Below are 16,168 nucleotides of genomic sequence, written 5' to 3'. Positions count from 1 at the left end.
AGCACCGCCGACCCCCGCGCCGGCCCCCCCCCCCCGCGGCGCGCGCCCCCCCCCCCCCCGCGCGCGCGCGGGCCCCCCCCCGGGGCGCCGCCCCCCCGCGCCCCCCCCCCGGCGGGGGCCCCCCCCCCCGCCCGGGGGCCCCCCCCCCCCCGGCGGGGGGGGCGCCCCCCGGGGCGGGGGGGGGCCGCGGCCGGGGGGGCCCGGCCCCCCCGGCCCCCCCCCCGCCCGGGGGGGGGGGGGGGGGCCCCCCCCCCCCCCGGGGGGGCCCCCGGCCCCGGTGCTGGCCCCGAACAGCCCGATCGGCACGGCGCCGAGGGGTCGCTCCGCCGCCAGCCAGTCCACGATCGCCGCGAGCCGACGGGCGAGCAGGGGGATGTCGAAGCGCAGCTCGGCGGTACGGGCGTCCACCTGGTCCTCCGCCGGCGTCAGCAGGTCGACCAGCACGGTGCCGAGGGCACTGCGGTTGAGCACGTGCGCCACGGCCGTGTTGCGCGGGCTGTGCCGGGAACTGCCGCTGCCGTGTGCGAAGAGCACCACGCCGGCCGGCTCCGCCGGGACCAGCAGGTCGGCCGGAAGTTCGGCGTCCCCCGCCGGGATCGCCACCGCGCTGCTGCGCACGTCCATCTCGCCTCCGTACGTCCTCGGTCGTCCCCGTTCCGGCCGCATACCCGTCCCCGGCGCCGGCAAGCGGCCCCGGCGCCCCCGGCGTTTGCCGCCGAGGGGCCCGGGTAGGCGTCGGGTGACCGCAGACCGTACCGGCGCAACCGCGCCCCGACGGATCGCGAGGATCGCCATGGCCCAGCAGCAGCGGGAGACCCGGCAGCAGACCACCGACCGGGACCGGCGGGAACAGGACACCGAACGCGGCCGGGACTGGGCGGACGACGCCGCCCAGGCGCGCACGGCCGACGACCCGCGGGCGATGGCGCCCCGCGACGCGGCGGACCGCCCGTCACAGGGCAAGCCGCTCTGACCGAAGCCGCCGGGCGACCGGCACCACGCTGACCGACGCGGGCCGCCCGACACGGGGCAGCCGCGCCGGAAGATGCCGCCGGCCGCCCGTGACGGGTCCTACGCCGCCGGCCCGCCGTCGTCGACGGCGGGCCGGCGGTCGGTCACGGCTCGTTCTCGGGCAGGCGGAGCAGGGGAGCCCGGCCGGGGGCCTGCTCCGGGACGGGCCCCGACACCTCCGCCGCAGGGATCGGCATCGTCACCGGCTTCCCGCAGGTGACCTGGACCAGCTCACCGTGGTGCCGCAACTCCAGCATGTCTCCCGGGTCACCGTGGCGCAGCGCGTACGTGGTCTGGTGCGGCCGGACGTCGACCCGCAGCCGCATCCCGCGCCACTGGAGGGAGAACTCCAGCCGCCCGAGCCGGCTCGACAGCCGCGGCGCGAAGGAGAGGTTGCCGTCGTGGTCGCGCAGCCCGCCGAACCCGCCCACCAGGGCGATCCACGCGCCGGCGAGCGAGGCCATGTGCACCCCGTCGCGGGTGTTCTCGTTGAGGTCGTGCAGGTCCATCAGCGCGGCCTCGCGCAGGTAGACGTGCGCCAGTTCGGGGTGGCCCACCTCGGCGGCCAGCACCGCCTGGGTGCACGCCGACAGCGAGGAGTCGCGCACCGTACGCCGCTCGTAGTAGAGGAAGTTGCGCAGCTTCTGCTCCGGCGTGAACGCGTCGCCCCGCCAGTGCATGGCCAGGACCAGGTCCGCCTGCTTGACGACCTGCTTGCGGTAGAGGTCGAAGTACGGGTAGTGCAGCAGCAGCGGGTACTTCTCCGGCGGCGTGTGCACGAAGTCCCACTCCTGGAGCCGGGTGAAGCCCTCCACCTGCTCGTGGACGTCGATCTCCTCGTCGTACGGGATGTGCATGGACGCCGCCGCGTCCCGCCAGGCTGCCGCCTCCTCGTCGGTCACGCCGAGGTGGAACGCCTCGTCCCGGTAGCGCATGACCGCGTCGGCCGCGCTGATCAGGTTCCGCTGCGCCATCAGGTTGGTGTAGATGTTGTCGTTCTTCACCGCCGTGTACTCGTCGGGGCCGGTGACCCCGTCGATGTGGAACTGGCCGTGCCGGTCGTGGTGACCCAGCGACCGCCACAGCCGGGCGGTCTCCACCAGAAGTTCGAGCCCGATCTCGCGTTCCAGGTCGGTGTCCTGGGTGACCTGCACGTAGCGGCGCAGGGCGTCGGCGACGCCGGCCGCGATGTGGAAGGCGGCGGTGCCGGCCGGCCAGTATCCCGACGACTCCGGCCCCTCGATGGTGCGCCAGGGGAACGCCGCCCCCTCCAGGTTCAGCGTCCGGGCCCGCTCGCGCGCGGCGGCCAGGGTGGCGTGCCGCCAGTGCAGCGCGTCCCGCACGGCGGTCGGGTGGGTGTACGTGAGCACCGGCAGGACGAACATCTCGGTGTCCCAGAACGCGTGCCCGTCGTACCCCGGGCCTGTCAGGCCCTTCGCGGAGATGGGCCGCCGCTCCGCCCGGGCGCCGGCCTGGAGGACGTGGAACATGCCGAACCGGACGGCCTGCTGGATCTCCGGGTCGCCCTCCACCACCACGTCGGCGGCGTCCCAGAACTGCTCCAGGTATTCGCCCTGTTCGCGGAGCAGCCCGTCCCAGCCGTCGAGCCGCGCCCCCGTCAGGGCGGCCTCCACCTGGTCGCGCATCGCCGGCAGCGACCGGCGGCTCGACCAGCCGTACGCGAGGTACTTCACCACGCGCAGCGTCTCGCCGGGCTGGAGCACGCACCCGATGGTGGTACGCACCCAGTCCTCGTACCCCTCGGACTGGCTGGTCGTGCGCCCCGGGGCGTACACCTCGTGCTCCATGGCGGCGGCCACCCGCAGCCCGGAGACCTTGGTCCGGTGGATCAGCAGCCCGCCGTCGGCGGTGGTGAGTTCCTCCTCGGCCTGCAACGGCGACTCCAGCACGGCCGCGACGCGTGGGTCCCTGCTCTGCGGGGGCAGCGTCTCGTTCGCCACGAGTTCCGACTGGAGGATCAGCCGCAGCGGGCCGTCCACCGCCTCCACCTCGTAGTTGATCGCGGCGACGGCGCGCTGGGTGAACGAGACCAGCCGGGTGCTGCGGACCTTGATCTCGCGGCCGGCCGGGGAACGCCAGTGCAGCTCCCGGTGCAGGGTGCCGGCGCGCAGGTCGAGGACCCGTTCGTGGGCGAGGAGTTCGCCGTAGCGGACGTCGAGCGGCTCGTCGTCGACCAGCAGCCGGATCAGCTTGCCGTTGGTCACGTTGACGATCGTCTGGCCGGACTCGGGGAACCCGAAGCCGGCCTCCGCGTACGGCAGTGGGCGCAGCTCGTAGAAGGAGTTGAGGTACGTGCCGGGCAGGCCGTGGGGCTCCCCCTCGTCGAGGTTGCCGCGCAGCCCGACGTGCCCGTTCGAGAGGGCGAAGACCGACTCCGACTGGGCCAGGACGTCCATGTCCAGCCGTATCTCCCGGACGTGCCACGGCTCGACCGGATAGGCCCGTTCCCGGATCACGTGGTCTGCCCGGGGTCGAGCAGGTCGGCGAGGTCGGTGACCACGACGTCGGCGCCGTGGGCCAGCAGCTCGGCGGCCTGGCCGACCCGGTCCACCCCGATCACGTACCCGAACCCGCCGGCGCGGCCGGCGGCGACCCCGGCGAGGGCGTCCTCGAAGACGACGGCGTTGCGCGGGTCGACCCCGAGCAGCCTCGCGCCGGCCAGGAACGTGTCCGGCTCGGGCTTGCCGCGCAGCCCCTCGGCGCGGGCGACGAGCCCGTCCACGCGCGCCTCCAGCAGCGGTTCCAGCCCGGCGGCGGCGACCACCTCCCGGCCGTTCGCGCTGGCCGTGACGACCGCCCGGCGCAGTCCGGCGGCGCGCGCCGCCTCCAGGTACGCGACGGAGCCGGGGTAGACGTCCACGCCGTGGGTGCGCAGCCGCTCCAGCAGCAGCACGTTCTTGCTGTTGCCGACCCCGTTGACGGTGTCGGCGTCCGGCGGGTCGTCGGGCGATCCCTCGGGCAGCACGATGCCCCGGGAGGCGAGGAAGGTGCGTACCCCGTCGGCGCGCGGCCGGCCGTCGACGTAGCGGTTGTAGTCCGGCCCGGGGTCGAAGGGGCGGAACTCCGCGCCGGTGGCGGCGGCGTGACGGCGCAGGAAGGCGTCGAACGTCTCCGTCCACGCGGCGTTGTGCACCCTGGCGGTCTGCGTCAGCACACCGTCCAGATCGAAGAGACAGGCGGTCACGTGAGCAGGCAGGCCCAGCACGGTACGAATCTATCCAGACCTCCGCGCCCGTAAACCGCTTTCGGTCCGCTTGCCGCGCGGCTCAGTTCGGGCGCAGCGTCCAGACCACTGTCATCCCGCCGGTCGGCTTGCCCTCCTCGGTAGCGATCTCCACCTGGACCGGGAACTCCGGCCGGCGGCCGGACTCCAGCTCCGCGACCACCTCGGCGACCGGCCGGTCGAGGCGCGCGGTGGCCAGGACGGGGCCCATGGCGAGCTTCTGGTACGCGATCTCGGCCCGCACCGCCAGCGGCGTGGCCCGGTCGAGCAGCTGCCCGAACGCGGCCAGCACGACCGCGCCGGAGGCGGTCTCGCCGAGGGTGAACATGGCCCCGGCGTGCGGGCCGCCGACGTGGTTGTGGGTGGCCGGCGAGTCGGGCAGCCGGACGGTCACCCGTACCCCGCCCTCGGCCTCGGGGGCCACTTCGACGAATTCGATGCCGAGCGTACGGGCGAACGGCACAGCCTCCAGCATGCCGGCCGCCACCTGGCGCGAGTCGATGGTCATGACCCGACGTTACTAGCCGGTAACTTCGTCGGCAAGGGCCGCCCCCGTCAGCGCCAGCCCACGTCGATCCGGTCGCCGCGCTCGTCGAAGAAGTGCAGCGCGTCCATGCGTACGGAGACGGCCAGGGGGTGCCCGGCGGCGATCCCCGGGTACGGCGCGAGCCGGACCGCGAGCTCGGCGGGGCGCCGGTGGTGCCGGCCCGGGTCGTTGAGCACGCTGGTGCGGGTGGCGGCGACCGGGGCGGGCTCCTCCTCGGCGGCGCGCCCGGTCAGCCGCTGCATCACCTGCCCGAAGCGGCGCAGGCCACGCTGGCCGGTGGGTGCCTCCTCGGTCCGGGTGCCCATCTCGTCCACCACGATCGCGGTGGCCCCGATGTCGAGGAAGGCGAGCGACTCGTGCCCGTGGTGCTCCAGGTAGCGGATGCGGCCGTGCAACACGGCGCCCTGGGTGTCCGGCGCGACCGGGGTGAGCGCCTCGGCCCGCATCCCGACCACGATCCGCTCGCCGTGGTAGTGCGCGACCGCCCGGCTGCGGATGTCGTCCCACGGCAGGTGGAGCGCCTGGTCGCCGAGGGTGAGGGTGACGTAGCGGTCGAGGTGGACGTAGACGGAGGCCTCCAGCAGGTTCATCCGCGGGCTGCCGAGGAACGCGGCCACGTAGAGGGTGGCCGGGCGACCGTAGACCTGGGTGGGGGTGCCGACGTCCTGGAGCACGCCCTTGCGCATGATGGCGACCCGGTCGGCCATGGTCAGCGCCTCGGCCTGGTCGTGCGTGACGTAGATGGTGGTGACGCCCAGCTCGCGGGTCAGGCCGGAGATCTCGGCGCGCAGTTCGGCCCGGAGCCCGCTGTCGAGGTTCGACAGCGGCTCGTCCATCAGGAACAGGCCCGGACGGCGCACGATCGCCCGGCCCATCGCGACCCGCTGGCGCTGCCCGCCGGAGAGCTGGCTGGGCTTGCGGCCGAGTACGTCGCCGATGCCGAGCGCGCTGGCCACGTCGGTGACCCGCTCGCCGCGCGGCTCGGGCTCCAACCCGGCCAGCTTGAGCGGGAAGGCGATGTTGTCGCCGACGGTCATGTGCGGGTAGAGCGCGAAGTCCTGGAAGACCATGGCGATCTTCCGGTCGCGCGGCGGCAGGTCGTTGGCCAGCTCGCCGTCGAGCATCACCGCGCCCGACGTCGGTTCCTCCAGCCCGGCCACCATCCGCAGCACCGTGGACTTCCCGCAGCCCGACGGGCCGAGCAGCACCATGAACTCGCCGTCGTTGACGTCGAGATTGACGCTGTCGACGGCGAGGGTGCCGTCCCGGAACACCTTCGTGACATCCTTGAGTGCGACGGTTGTCACCGTGCCCTCCCCCCACCTCGTCGACCGAATCCCGAATGACTGTGACGAGGATCATGCGGTTCGCACATCGGGTAAACGTGCCATGTTCGGCTTGTGACGGCCCTGTGACGCCCACCCGGCGGGACGAGCCAGCGTCAGCGGGGTCCGCCTCCCGCCTGCGACGCCGGGGCCAGCGCGTCGACTCCGCACGCCGGCCGGTTGACGGTGGCGGGTTCGCCGAGGAAGACCCGGCGGACCACCCGCTCGGCGGCGTGGCCGTCGTCGAGCGCGCAGAACCGGGCCCGGAACCGCTGCCGGGCCGTACGCGCCGCCGCCGAGTCGACCCCGCCGGCGCGGAACAGGTCGAGCAGGTCGGCGAAGCTGGTGGCCACCGCGCCCGGCGGCTCCGCCGTCACGTCGAAGTAGACGCCCCGGGCCAGCCGGTACGCCTCCCAGTCGGGGGCGTAGACGACGATCGGCCGGTCGAGCACGGCGTAGTCGAACATCGCCGAGGAGTAGTCCGTGACCAGCACGTCCGCGACGAGGTAGAGGTCCTCCACGCGCGGATGGCCGCTGACGTCGCGTACCCGGTCCCGGTCGGCGGGGCGCCGGGCGCGTAGCTCCCGGTCGTGGAAGTAGTGGCTGCGGATCAGCAGCCGACCGGCCGGGCCGAGCACGTCGAGCAGCCGCTCCGGGTCGAACGGCGGCCGGTAGCCGGGCAGGTGCTCCCGGTGCGTCGGGGCGTACAGGACGACCCGTTCGCCGGGCCCGAGGCCGAGTTCGGCACGCAGCCGGCGCACCTCCCCGGCGGTCGCGGTGACCAGCCGGTCGTTGCGCGGGTAGCCGACCTCCAACGTGGTGTACGCGGCCGGGTACGCGCGCTCCCACATCTGGGTGGAGAAGCTGTTCGCGCTGACGCTGTAGTCCCACCGGTCCACCCGGCGCAGCAGCCCGGCGAAGTCCATCCCGACCGCGCCGACCGGGTAGCGCTGCTGGTCCAGGCCCATCACCTTCACCGGCGTCCCGTGGTGGGTCTGCACGTGCACCGTGCCCGGCCGCTTGCGGACGTGGTCCGGGAAGTTGACGTTGTTGACCAGCCACCGCGCCCGGGCCAGCGCCCGGTAGTACGCGGGCGTCCCGGCGACCACGTACGCGACGCCCTCGGGCACGGTGTGCACGCGGTCCCGCCGGACGATCCACACCCCGCGCACCTGCGGCGCCAGCCGCCGGGCCGCCTCGAAGATCGCGGCCGGGTTGTCCGAGTACCCCCGGTACCAGTAGGCCGCGTAGACGGCCAGCGTCTCATCGACCGGCCGGCGCAGTTCGGCCCGGTAGTACTCCCGCAGCAGGGCGTCCCGGGCCAGCCGTGCCGCGCGCCGGGCCGGGGGCGCGACCCGCCGCTTGGCGCTCCGCGCGGTACGCCCGGCGGCGTCCCGCGCGCGGTAGGCGGTGCGCAGCGCGCTGAAGGTACGCCAGCGCCCGGCGGCCACCAGCCGGTGCTTGAGCCCCTCCGCGCCCGCCGGGGCCGGATAGCCGCCGGGGGGCAGCCAGCGCGCGTGATCGGCGGTGATCTGGGCGAAGAAGGCCGGCCGCAGCTCGGGGTCGATCCGCTCCCCGTTGCCGAGCACGCTCAGGTAGTGCCAGATCATCCGCTCGAACAGCGCGGGGCGCAGGTCGTCGACCGCCGGCCCCCAGGCGTCCATCAGCCGGAACACCCGGTGCCACTGGTCGAAGACCTCGAAGTGCCGCTCGCCCCTGGTCCTGGTGATCGCCCCGGTGCGGCGCTGCCGGTAGTTGACGCAGACCCGGTCCAGCACGCCGATCCGCTCGGCGGCCATCAGCACGGGATAGCTGAACGAGACGTCCTCGTACCAGCCGGGGGCGAAGCGCAGCCCCTCCTCGATCAGGAACTGCCGGCGGACCAGCCGGTTCCAGGCGGTGTGCAGCAGCCGCAGCGTCTCGGGCCGGTCCCGCAGCCGGAAGGTCTCCTCGCCGGGCGGCTCCGGGAACACCTCCGCCATCGCGCTGCGGCTGGTGGCGTCGTTCCAGTGCGTCCGGACGTGGTCGACGAGGAGCACGTCGGGGCGGGTGGCGCGGAGGCGGGCGACCACCTCGGTGAGGCACTCGGGGGCGAGCCAGTCGTCGCCGTCGACGAACCAGACGTACTCGCCGGCGGCCCGGTCCAGCCCGATGTTGCGGGCCGGACCGAGCCCCACGTTCTCCGTCAGCCGGACGGCGCGCATCCGCGGGTCGCGGGCCGCGTACTCGGTGAGGATCTCGCCGCTGTCGTCGGGCGAGCAGTCGTCGACGCCGATCACCTCGATGTCGGTGACGGGCTGCCCGAGGATGGAGTCGAGGCATTCGCGCAGGTAGCCCTGCACCCGGTAGGCCGGCACGACGAAGCTGATCAGTGTCATCGGCCGGCCCCTGTCGTCAGCCCGGCGAGCGACCTCCCGCGCCGACCAGGCCCACCGACGCCCGCGCGGCGCGGGCGGGCAGGACGACCCAGGCGAGGGCGACACTCCCCACGAAAACCACGAGAAGGTACGTACCGAGTGTAGCCATCCCGATACCCGCAAAACCGACGATCGCCGCCAGGGCCAGCAGCACCGACCGGCCGTCCCAGCCCAGCGTGCCGCCGTGCAGGGGCGGGGCGGACTGCCGCTTCTCCAGCCGGGCGGTCAGGTCATAGTGGTGCAGGGTCAGCACGAAGACGTACCCGAAGATCAGCCACGGCGGCACGTCGCCGACCACCCCGACCGCGATGGCGAACAGGAACTCGCCCGCCCGCAGCGCGGCCGGCACCAGCCAGTCCAGCGGCCCGGCGTGCGTCGCGCCCGCGCCGAGGCCGGCGACCAGCAGCACCAGCAGCGCGACCGGCACCGCCCACCACGGGACCTCCGCCCCGTCGCGGGTCAGCAGCGCCGCCACCAGCAGCGCCGCCGGGCCCAGCGCCGCGACGACCGCCAGCGCCAGCGGGCCCACCGGCCGGAGCGCCGGCAGGAGCCGGGCCAGCGGCCCGTCGTCGCGGTGCAGGGTGGCGTCGACCGTGTCCAGCACCGGCACCCGCATCCAGCGGGCCCGCAGCGTACGCAGCGCCCCGGTGTACGCGAAGGCCAGCACCCCCCAGGCCAGCACCGCGTACAGGCTGACCAGCGGGCCGAACAGCGCCACGGTGATCGCGATCAGCGCCCACCGCTCCCCGATCGGGAAGACCACCGTCCGCTTCAGCCAGTACGACACCGACCCCGTGTCGGCCTGCACCCGGTTGGAGGCGGCGTTCAGCTTGTCGCCGATGCCGCCGCCGGCGGTGCCGACCGCCTTCGGTCGGCGCGCCGCCTCGTCGTGCAGCACGCCGTACCAGGTGTCCGTCATGTGCCGGACGGTCTGGAGGGTGATCGCGGCGATCGCCAGCGCCCAGCCGTACCGGAAGCCGGCCTGGGTGGCCCCGTAGCCGAGGCCGGCGTAGACCACGTACTCCTTCGCCCGGTCGGCCATCGTGTCCAGCCAGCCGCCCCACGCGCTGAAGTGCCGGGTGTAGCGGGCGACCTGGCCGTCCACGCAGTCCAGCACGAAGCCGAGGTAGAGCAGCACCGCCCCGGCGACCAGCGCCAGCCGGCCGCCCGTACCGAAGAGCACGGCGGCGGCCACCGCGAAGGCCACCGAGATCATCGTGACGGCGGTCGGGCCGAGCCCGAGCTTCGCCGACGCCTTCGTCACGTACGGCGACCAGGTGCTGACGAAGAAGGTGGTGAAGAAGTCGTCCCGCTCCTTCACCGAGAGCTTCAGCTCGGCCCGGTCCTCGTCGACGGCGGCCACGGCCGCCTCCGCGGCGGCCAGCCCCGCCGGGTCGCCCACCCGGTGCGCCACGAGCAGGCGTACCCGCTGGGCGAAGGTCAGCACACCGAGCCCGGCGAGGCCGGCGAAGAGCCGGTCCACGGCGGGCCCGGCCGGCGGCGGCACGGCGGCCGACGGCGCGCCGACGGGCACCACCCCGGCGGCGGCCGCGCGCGCGGCGGCGGCGAGCGACGGCAGGTCGTCGACGCCGACCCGCAGCGCGCCACCGAACACGCCGGTGGCTTCGCCGTCCAGCGCCTGCGCCGGTCCGGCCCCGACCACCTGGCCGCGCTCCTCGCGCACGGCCGTGTGGCCGTCGCCGGGCGGGTCGGTGAGCACCAACGCGACCGTCGGCCCGACGGGGCTGGTGGCCAGGTGCCGCAGTACGGCGGTGTGCGCGACCAGGTCGGCGCCGGTGACGAGCACCGGCTGCGCGGCCGCGTCGACGAGGTCGGCCAGCTCGTCCAGTCCGGCGGCGTGGCGCACCTCGTGCGCCCCGGCGCGGCGGAGCTGGTCGGCCAGCCGGTCGGCGAGGTGTTCGCCCGAGCGGGTCGGCAGGCTCGCGGCCGGTGCGTCGGCGGCGAGCACGATCGCGAGCGTCACCGCGGAACCGCTACGTGGTACGCGTGCAGCGCCTCGGCGATCGTGCCGTCGACGCCCACCCGGCCCCCGTCGAGGTACAACCCCCGACGGCAGAACCGGGTCAGGTCCTTTTCGTTGTGTGACACCAGCACCAGAGTGCGCCCCTCCCCGAGCAGACGGTCGATCGTCGCATAACACTTCTTGCGGAACTCCTCGTCCCCGACCGCGGTCACCTCGTCCATGAGCAGGATCGGGTGCGGCAGGTGCGAGATGATGGCGAAGCCGAGCCGGACCTTCATGCCGGACGAGTAGTGCCGCACCGACGTGTCGACGGCCCGCTCCACCTGCTCGCCAGCGAACGAGACGATGTCGTCGAAGTGCCGCCGCAGGTAGCCCGACGGGAGCCCGTGCAGGCCGCCGACCAGGTAGAGGTTCTCCCGCCCGGTCAGGTCGTTGGAGAACCCGGCGGAGAGCTCCAGCAGCGGCGCGACGTCCCCGCGCACCCGGATCCGGCCCTCGTCGGGGATGAGCACGCCGGCGATCAGCCGCAGCAGCGTGCTCTTGCCGGTGCCGTTGCGCCCGACCACGCCGACGGTCTCCCCGGCCCGGACCGAGAACGACACGTCCCGCAGCGGCCAGAACCGGCCGTCGTCGGCGCCGCGCCGCCCCCGGTGGATGAACAGCTCGCGCAGCCGCAACTGCCGCCGCCGGTTGCGGACGAACCGGATGCCGAGCCCTTCCGCCTCGATGATCGGATCGGCCATCCCTACAGTTCCTTGAGCACTGCGGGTTCGAGCCGGCGGAACGACCACCAGCCGGCGGCCAGCACCAGCAGGCTGACGCCGACGGAGGTGGCGAGCAGCCGGGCGTCCGGGAACTCGTCCGGGTACCAGACCGAGTGGTGCAGCTGGAAGATGCCGACCAGCGGGTTCAGCTCGTAGGCGACCTTCAGCCAGCCCGGCAGGTCGGCGTCGCGTACGAGGCTCAGCGGGTAGATGATCGGGGTGGCGTAGAAGAGCACCCGGACGACCAGCCGCATGAAGCGCTCGACGTCGCGCATCAGCACGTTGACCGCCGAGAGCAGCAGCGCCAGCCCGACCAGCAGGACGGCCTGCACCGCCACCGCGAGCGGCAGGGCCAGCAGCGACCAGCCCGGCTCGACCCGGCCGGACGCGGCGTACCCGACGGCGACGGCGAGCAGGATCGGCAGGCCGGCGGCGTACTCGGCGAAGCGGCCGGTGACCCGGCCGATCGGGAAGACCTGCCGCGGCACGTTCATCGTCGTGATCAGCCGGGCCTGGCCGGTCAGCGCGTTGGTCGCCTCGCTCAGCGCCGAGCTGGTCCACATCCACGCGAAGATCCCGGTGAGCAGGAACAGCGGGTACGAGTCGGCCGCGTCGCCGAGGTGGCGGTTGGTGTCCCGGGAGTAGAGGACCCCGAAGACGAACCAGTAGATGGCGCCCAGGCCGAGGGGCTCGATCAGCGACCAAAAATATCCGAGCACGGACTGCTGGTACTTCACGGCGAGGTCGCGCCGGACGAGGATGCGCAGCGAGGTGCGGTGCGACCACAACGCCGCGACGCCAGAGGTCACCGCCGCCTCCCGCCTCACCGGACGGACGACAGGCTAGCAGTCGATGAACGAACGCCCCCTCAGCACTCGATCACGTTGACGGCCAGTCCGCCGCGCGCCGTCTCCTTGTACTTCACCTTCATGTCCGCGCCGGTCTCGCGCATGGTCTTGATGACCTTGTCCAGCGAGACGTGGTGCACCCCGTCGCCGCGCAGCGCCAGCCGGGCGGCCGTGATCGCCTTGATGCTAGCCACCGCGTTCCGCTCGATGCAGGGGATCTGCACCAGACCACCGACCGGGTCGCAGGTCAGGCCCAGGTTGTGCTCCATGCCGATCTCGGCGGCGTTCTCCACCTGCTCGGGGGTGCCGCCCAGCGCCTCGGCCAGCCCGGCGGCGGCCATCGAGCAGGCCGAGCCCACCTCGCCCTGGCAGCCCACCTCGGCGCCGGAGATCGAGGCGTTCTCCTTGAACAGCACGCCGATCGCGCCCGCCGCCAGCAGGAACCGCACCACCCCCTCCTCGCAGGCGCCCGGGGAGAACCGGGTGTAGTAGTGCAGCACCGCCGGGATGATGCCGGCCGCCCCGTTGGTCGGCGCGGTGACGACCCGGCCGCCGGCGGCGTTCTCCTCGTTGACGGCGAGGGCGAAGAGGGTCACCCAGTCCATCGCCCGCAGCGGGTCGGCGGGGTCGGACTCCGTCTCCAGGCTGCGGCGCAGTTCGGCCGCGCGGCGGCGGACCTTCAGCCCGCCGGGCAGCACCCCGTCACGCGAGCAGCCCCGCTCGACGCACTCCCGCATCACCCGCCAGATCTCCAGCAGGCCGGCGCGTACCTCGCCCTCGCCGCGCCAGGAGAGCTCGTTGGCGAGCATCACCTCGCTGATCGACAGCCCCGTCGACGCGGTCACGCCGAGCAACTGCGCGCCGGTGAGAAACGGATGCCGCACCCGCGTGGCGTCGGGCTTGATCCGGTCCGCCCCCGCCGCCGCCTCGTCCACCACGAAACCACCACCGACCGAGTAGTACGTCCTGACCCGCAGCTCCGCACCCCGGTCGTCGTACGCGACGAACGTCATCCCGTTCGGGTGGTACGGCAGCGACCGGCGCCGGTGCAGCACCAGGTCCCGATCCGGGTCGAAGTCGATCTCGTGCGCGTCGAGCAGGCCCAACCGGCGCCCGCCACGGATCCGGGCGACCCGCGCGTCGACCGTGTCGGTGTCGACCGTCTCCGGGGCCTCGCCGGCCAGCCCGAGCAGCACCGCCCGGTCGCTGCCGTGGCCGTGCCCGGTCGCGCCCAGCGAGCCGAAGAGTTCCGCCTGAACCCGGACCGTGCCGGTCAGTAACCCGTCGGCCTTCAGGCCCGCGACGAAGGTACGCGCGGCCCGCATCGGCCCCACCGTGTGGGAGCTGGACGGCCCGATGCCGACACTGAAGAGGTCGAAAACGCTGATCATGGCTGCACTTCCTCGCCGTCGTACCTCGTGGGTCTCCGGCACGGTCGTGGCCGGCCCGGTCGGGGCGGCCGTCCGGCACCCGGGGGGTGTGGGTGCCCGACCGGCGAGCCTACCCGCCCAGCTCAGCCCCTGCCGCCAGCCGCGACCGGTCGGCACGCCCGGCGGTCCCGGGGGCGTCGCGGGGCCGGTTCCCGGGTAACCACCTACGGGTACGGGCACCGCCGATCCTCCTCCGGACCGAGGGCGCGGTGGCCACCCCTTCCTACCGTTGAGGGCAGAGGCGGCGAACGCCGCAGAGTGGGAGTACGACGATGAGTCGCAAACTGGTCCGCCCCCGTCAGGGGCGCATGATCGCCGGCGTCTGTGCCGGCCTGGCCCAGCGTTTCGGCAGGTCGGCCGGCTTCATCCGGCTGCTGTTCCTGCTGTCGCTGCTGCTGCCCGGCACCCAGGTGGTCGTCTACCTGGTGCTCTGGGTCCTGATGCCGAACGAGGACCGCCACGCCGCCGCCCGCTACTGAGCCACCCGCCCCCGCCCGAGGCGGGGGTGAGCACGAGGCGCCCGTCCCGTCGACCGGGGCGGGCGCCGTCGCATCGTGGGCCCCGTCGTCAGGGGGCGGTGTAGGTGACCGTCACCTTCTCGTAGCCGAGGGAGCGCAGCAGCCCCTCCAGCATCTTGCGGGTGTTCTCCTCGGCCCGCTGGGTCAGGCCGCTGTCGCGGGCGGCGGTGGTGATCCGCTCCTCGGCGAGCTGGTAGACCTGCTGCTGGCGGTTGGGGTCGCCCTTCACCAGCTCGCCGACCCGGTTGAGCAGCCCGCGCTCCTCGGCGAAGACGTAGCTCTTCTCCAGGTCGAGGTTGGTCTTGCCGAGCTGCGGCGCCGGCAGCCTGATCTCCACCGACTTGCCGTCGGCCGACTCCACCACCGCGCCCTCGGAGATCTTGGCGAAGTCGACGTACGCCTCCACGCTGCCCGCCCCGACGAAGAGGGTGCGCTGGCTGAGCAGCCAGTCGGGCACGTTGCGCCGGTCGTTCTGGAGATCGACGACCACCTGGAAGTTGCCCTCGGCCGCGACGTAGCGGCTGAGATCCTGGATCGACTTGAGCAGCGGCGGCTGGCTGCGGTCGGTCTGTTCCTTGGCGAACGGGTTACGGAAGTCCGGCAGCAGGCCGGTGGCCTGCACACCGAGCAGCAGCACCACCGCCAGCGCCGCCGCGCCGAGCACCCAGAGCAGGCCGCGCGCGGCCCCGCCCGCCGGTGGCGGTGGCGCACCCGGATCCGGCTCGGTTGTGACAGCCGACCGCTCCTTGAGCGCCTCGCCGGTCGGATAACCGGGGAACTCCGTCGTGGGCTCGTTGATGTCACCGTCGCGGGCCATGGCCCTCACCGTCCTCGTCAGACACGTCGTCTGGAGATGACGGTACGGCTCCCGTGCGACAGCCGCTCGTCGAAGGGCGCGTCGTCTCGTCGATCCGACAGAACCGCAGGTCAGTACGGGTCGGACGGCCGACGGGTCGCGCTTACTCGATCGGGCCGGAGAGGACGAGCACCCGGGCGTGGATCTGGTTGCGCTGCTGGAGCGCCGCCCGCAGGGCGCGGTGCAGCCCGTCCTCCAGGTAGAGCCCGCCGTTCCACTGCACGACGTGCGGGAAGAGGTCGCCGTAGAAGGTGGAGTCCTCGGCGAGGAGCTTGTCCAGCGCGAGCTCACGCTTGGTGGTGATCAACTGGTCCAGGCGCAGCGGCCTCGGCGGGATCTCCGCCCACTGCTTGAGCGTCAGGTTGTGCTCCGGGTAGGGACGCCCGTCCCGGACCGCTCTGAAGATCACGACGGCACGCTCCCCTCCCCCTCGCCGGGCCGACCCACGACACCGGGTCGGGTCGCGGCGCGGCACCGCGACCCGCGGCACCGATGACCGTGCCAGCGTAGCGGGCTGCACCACACGGCGTTCTGCTCCCCGATGTCAGTTTCACCACCCGCCGTCCGGTTCGCCACCGGACGAAACACCCGACGGCACATCCGGCGCCGGTCAGCTCCAGCGCCCCCGCCGGACCACCTCGCCCACCGGACGACGCCCCCGGCGCAGCGACGGTGACCGGTGGTCAGGCGCGCGATAACCCACCGTGACGGCGCCGACGGGCTCGTACTCCGCCGGCACCCCGAACGCCTCCCGGTAGGCGTCGAGGCGCTGCGCGGGGATGCCGAAGAAGCACGCCCCCAGCCCCTCGTCCACGGCGGTCAGCAGCATCAGCAGGGCGGCGAAGCCGGTGTCCACGTACCAGTAGGGCACCGGCCAGCGCTCGGTCGAGCGGTCCGCCCAGCCCTTGTCCGGTTCCGCGTAGCGCTCCAGGTAGGCCGACCGGTTCGCGTGCGGGACGACGATCAGCGGGGCCCGGCGCATCCCCGCCAGCCACCGCTCCCGGCCGCCGCCGCCCGGGGTGGTCGCCGCCCAGAACCGCTCCCGGTCCTCCGGCGCCTCCAGCACCAGGAAACCCCAGCCCTGGGCGAAGCCGGCCGACGGCGCGCGGACCGCGTGGTCGAGCAGCCGCTCCACCACGTCGGGCGGGACGGGACGGTCCGGGTCGTAGTTGCGCACCATCCGGCGTCGCCGGACCACCTCGCCGAACTCCATGCGCTCCCCCG

At 73.8% G+C, this 16,168-nt stretch carries 14 protein-coding genes and 1 pseudogene; 2 read left to right on the top strand and 13 right to left on the bottom strand.

From position 1 onward, the window contains the following. Nucleotides 1–204 precede the first annotated feature (204 nt). Nucleotides 205–624: pseudogene (locus ACGFNF_RS17440) on the bottom strand (hydrolase); the annotation flags it as partial. Between the two features lie 169 nt (nucleotides 625–793). Between ACGFNF_RS17440 and ACGFNF_RS17435 the strand changes: the two are divergent. Beyond that, nucleotides 794–973, top strand: a complete 180-nt coding sequence (locus ACGFNF_RS17435; protein ID WP_393168950.1) for a hypothetical protein — start codon at nucleotides 794–796, stop codon at nucleotides 971–973. Nucleotides 974–1,115: 142 nt separating this feature from the next. Here ACGFNF_RS17435 and ACGFNF_RS17430 read toward each other — a convergent pair whose 3' ends face one another. From ACGFNF_RS17430 to ACGFNF_RS17390, 9 genes are all read right to left on the bottom strand, one after another. Beyond that, nucleotides 1,116–3,488, bottom strand: coding sequence for a glycoside hydrolase family 65 protein (locus ACGFNF_RS17430; RefSeq protein WP_393168948.1), 2,373 nt, complete (start codon nucleotides 3,486–3,488; stop codon nucleotides 1,116–1,118). Then, nucleotides 3,485–4,237, bottom strand: a complete 753-nt coding sequence (locus ACGFNF_RS17425; RefSeq protein WP_357576813.1) for a beta-phosphoglucomutase family hydrolase — start codon at nucleotides 4,235–4,237, stop codon at nucleotides 3,485–3,487. The genes ACGFNF_RS17430 and ACGFNF_RS17425 overlap by 4 nt, the downstream gene beginning before the upstream one ends. A gap of 61 nt (nucleotides 4,238–4,298) precedes the next feature. Next, complete coding sequence (locus ACGFNF_RS17420; protein ID WP_393168945.1) at nucleotides 4,299–4,763, bottom strand: DUF4442 domain-containing protein; 465 nt, start codon at nucleotides 4,761–4,763, stop codon at nucleotides 4,299–4,301. A 47-nt stretch (nucleotides 4,764–4,810) separates the two neighbouring features. After that, nucleotides 4,811–6,109: an ABC transporter ATP-binding protein gene (locus ACGFNF_RS17415; protein ID WP_357576812.1), complete on the bottom strand. Its 1,299-nt coding sequence runs from the start codon at nucleotides 6,107–6,109 to the stop codon at nucleotides 4,811–4,813. 134 nt (nucleotides 6,110–6,243) lie between these two features. After that, nucleotides 6,244–8,505 (bottom strand): CDP-glycerol glycerophosphotransferase family protein, encoded by a 2,262-nt coding sequence (locus ACGFNF_RS17410; protein ID WP_393168943.1) that lies wholly within the window; start codon nucleotides 8,503–8,505, stop codon nucleotides 6,244–6,246. A 16-nt stretch (nucleotides 8,506–8,521) separates the two neighbouring features. Next, nucleotides 8,522–10,528, bottom strand: a complete 2,007-nt coding sequence (locus ACGFNF_RS17405; protein ID WP_393168941.1) for a DUF5941 domain-containing protein — start codon at nucleotides 10,526–10,528, stop codon at nucleotides 8,522–8,524. Then, nucleotides 10,525–11,271 carry an ABC transporter ATP-binding protein gene (locus ACGFNF_RS17400; RefSeq protein ID WP_357576810.1) on the bottom strand — a complete coding sequence of 249 codons (747 nt, stop codon included), beginning with the start codon at nucleotides 11,269–11,271 and terminating at the stop codon, nucleotides 10,525–10,527. The genes ACGFNF_RS17405 and ACGFNF_RS17400 overlap by 4 nt, the downstream gene beginning before the upstream one ends. Nucleotides 11,272–11,273: 2 nt before the next feature. Continuing rightward, nucleotides 11,274–12,101, bottom strand: coding sequence for an ABC transporter permease (locus ACGFNF_RS17395; RefSeq protein WP_393168939.1), 828 nt, complete (start codon nucleotides 12,099–12,101; stop codon nucleotides 11,274–11,276). 59 nt (nucleotides 12,102–12,160) lie between these two features. After that, a complete protein-coding gene (locus ACGFNF_RS17390) occupies nucleotides 12,161–13,531 on the bottom strand; it encodes an L-serine ammonia-lyase (protein WP_393168937.1) in 1,371 nt (456 codons plus the stop codon). 311 nt (nucleotides 13,532–13,842) lie between these two features. Between ACGFNF_RS17390 and ACGFNF_RS17385 the strand changes: the two genes are divergently transcribed. Beyond that, the gene (locus ACGFNF_RS17385; RefSeq protein ID WP_393168935.1) at nucleotides 13,843–14,049 is read left to right on the top strand and encodes a PspC domain-containing protein; all 207 of its coding nucleotides are present in this window, start codon (nucleotides 13,843–13,845) and stop codon (nucleotides 14,047–14,049) included. A gap of 88 nt (nucleotides 14,050–14,137) precedes the next feature. Here ACGFNF_RS17385 and ACGFNF_RS17380 read toward each other — a convergent pair whose 3' ends face one another. The 3 genes from ACGFNF_RS17380 to ACGFNF_RS17370 all read right to left on the bottom strand — a co-directional run bounded on the left by ACGFNF_RS17380 (nucleotide 14,138) and on the right by ACGFNF_RS17370 (nucleotide 16,157). Beyond that, the gene (locus tag ACGFNF_RS17380; RefSeq protein ID WP_393168933.1) at nucleotides 14,138–14,905 is read right to left on the bottom strand and encodes a DUF4230 domain-containing protein; all 768 of its coding nucleotides are present in this window, start codon (nucleotides 14,903–14,905) and stop codon (nucleotides 14,138–14,140) included. 142 nt (nucleotides 14,906–15,047) lie between these two features. After that, complete coding sequence (locus tag ACGFNF_RS17375; protein WP_089002310.1) at nucleotides 15,048–15,353, bottom strand: type II toxin-antitoxin system VapB family antitoxin; 306 nt, start codon at nucleotides 15,351–15,353, stop codon at nucleotides 15,048–15,050. A gap of 201 nt (nucleotides 15,354–15,554) precedes the next feature. After that, nucleotides 15,555–16,157 carry a nitroreductase family protein gene (locus tag ACGFNF_RS17370; RefSeq protein WP_393168931.1) on the bottom strand — a complete coding sequence of 201 codons (603 nt, stop codon included), beginning with the start codon at nucleotides 16,155–16,157 and terminating at the stop codon, nucleotides 15,555–15,557. Nucleotides 16,158–16,168: the final 11 nt, after the last annotated feature.

The organism is Micromonospora sp. NPDC048868, from assembly GCF_043198195.1.
Taxonomy (GTDB): Bacteria; Actinomycetota; Actinomycetes; order Mycobacteriales; family Micromonosporaceae; genus Micromonospora; species Micromonospora reichwaldensis.
The sequence above is the reverse complement of the archived record's forward strand: the minus strand, read 5'-3'. Positions and strand labels throughout refer to the sequence as shown.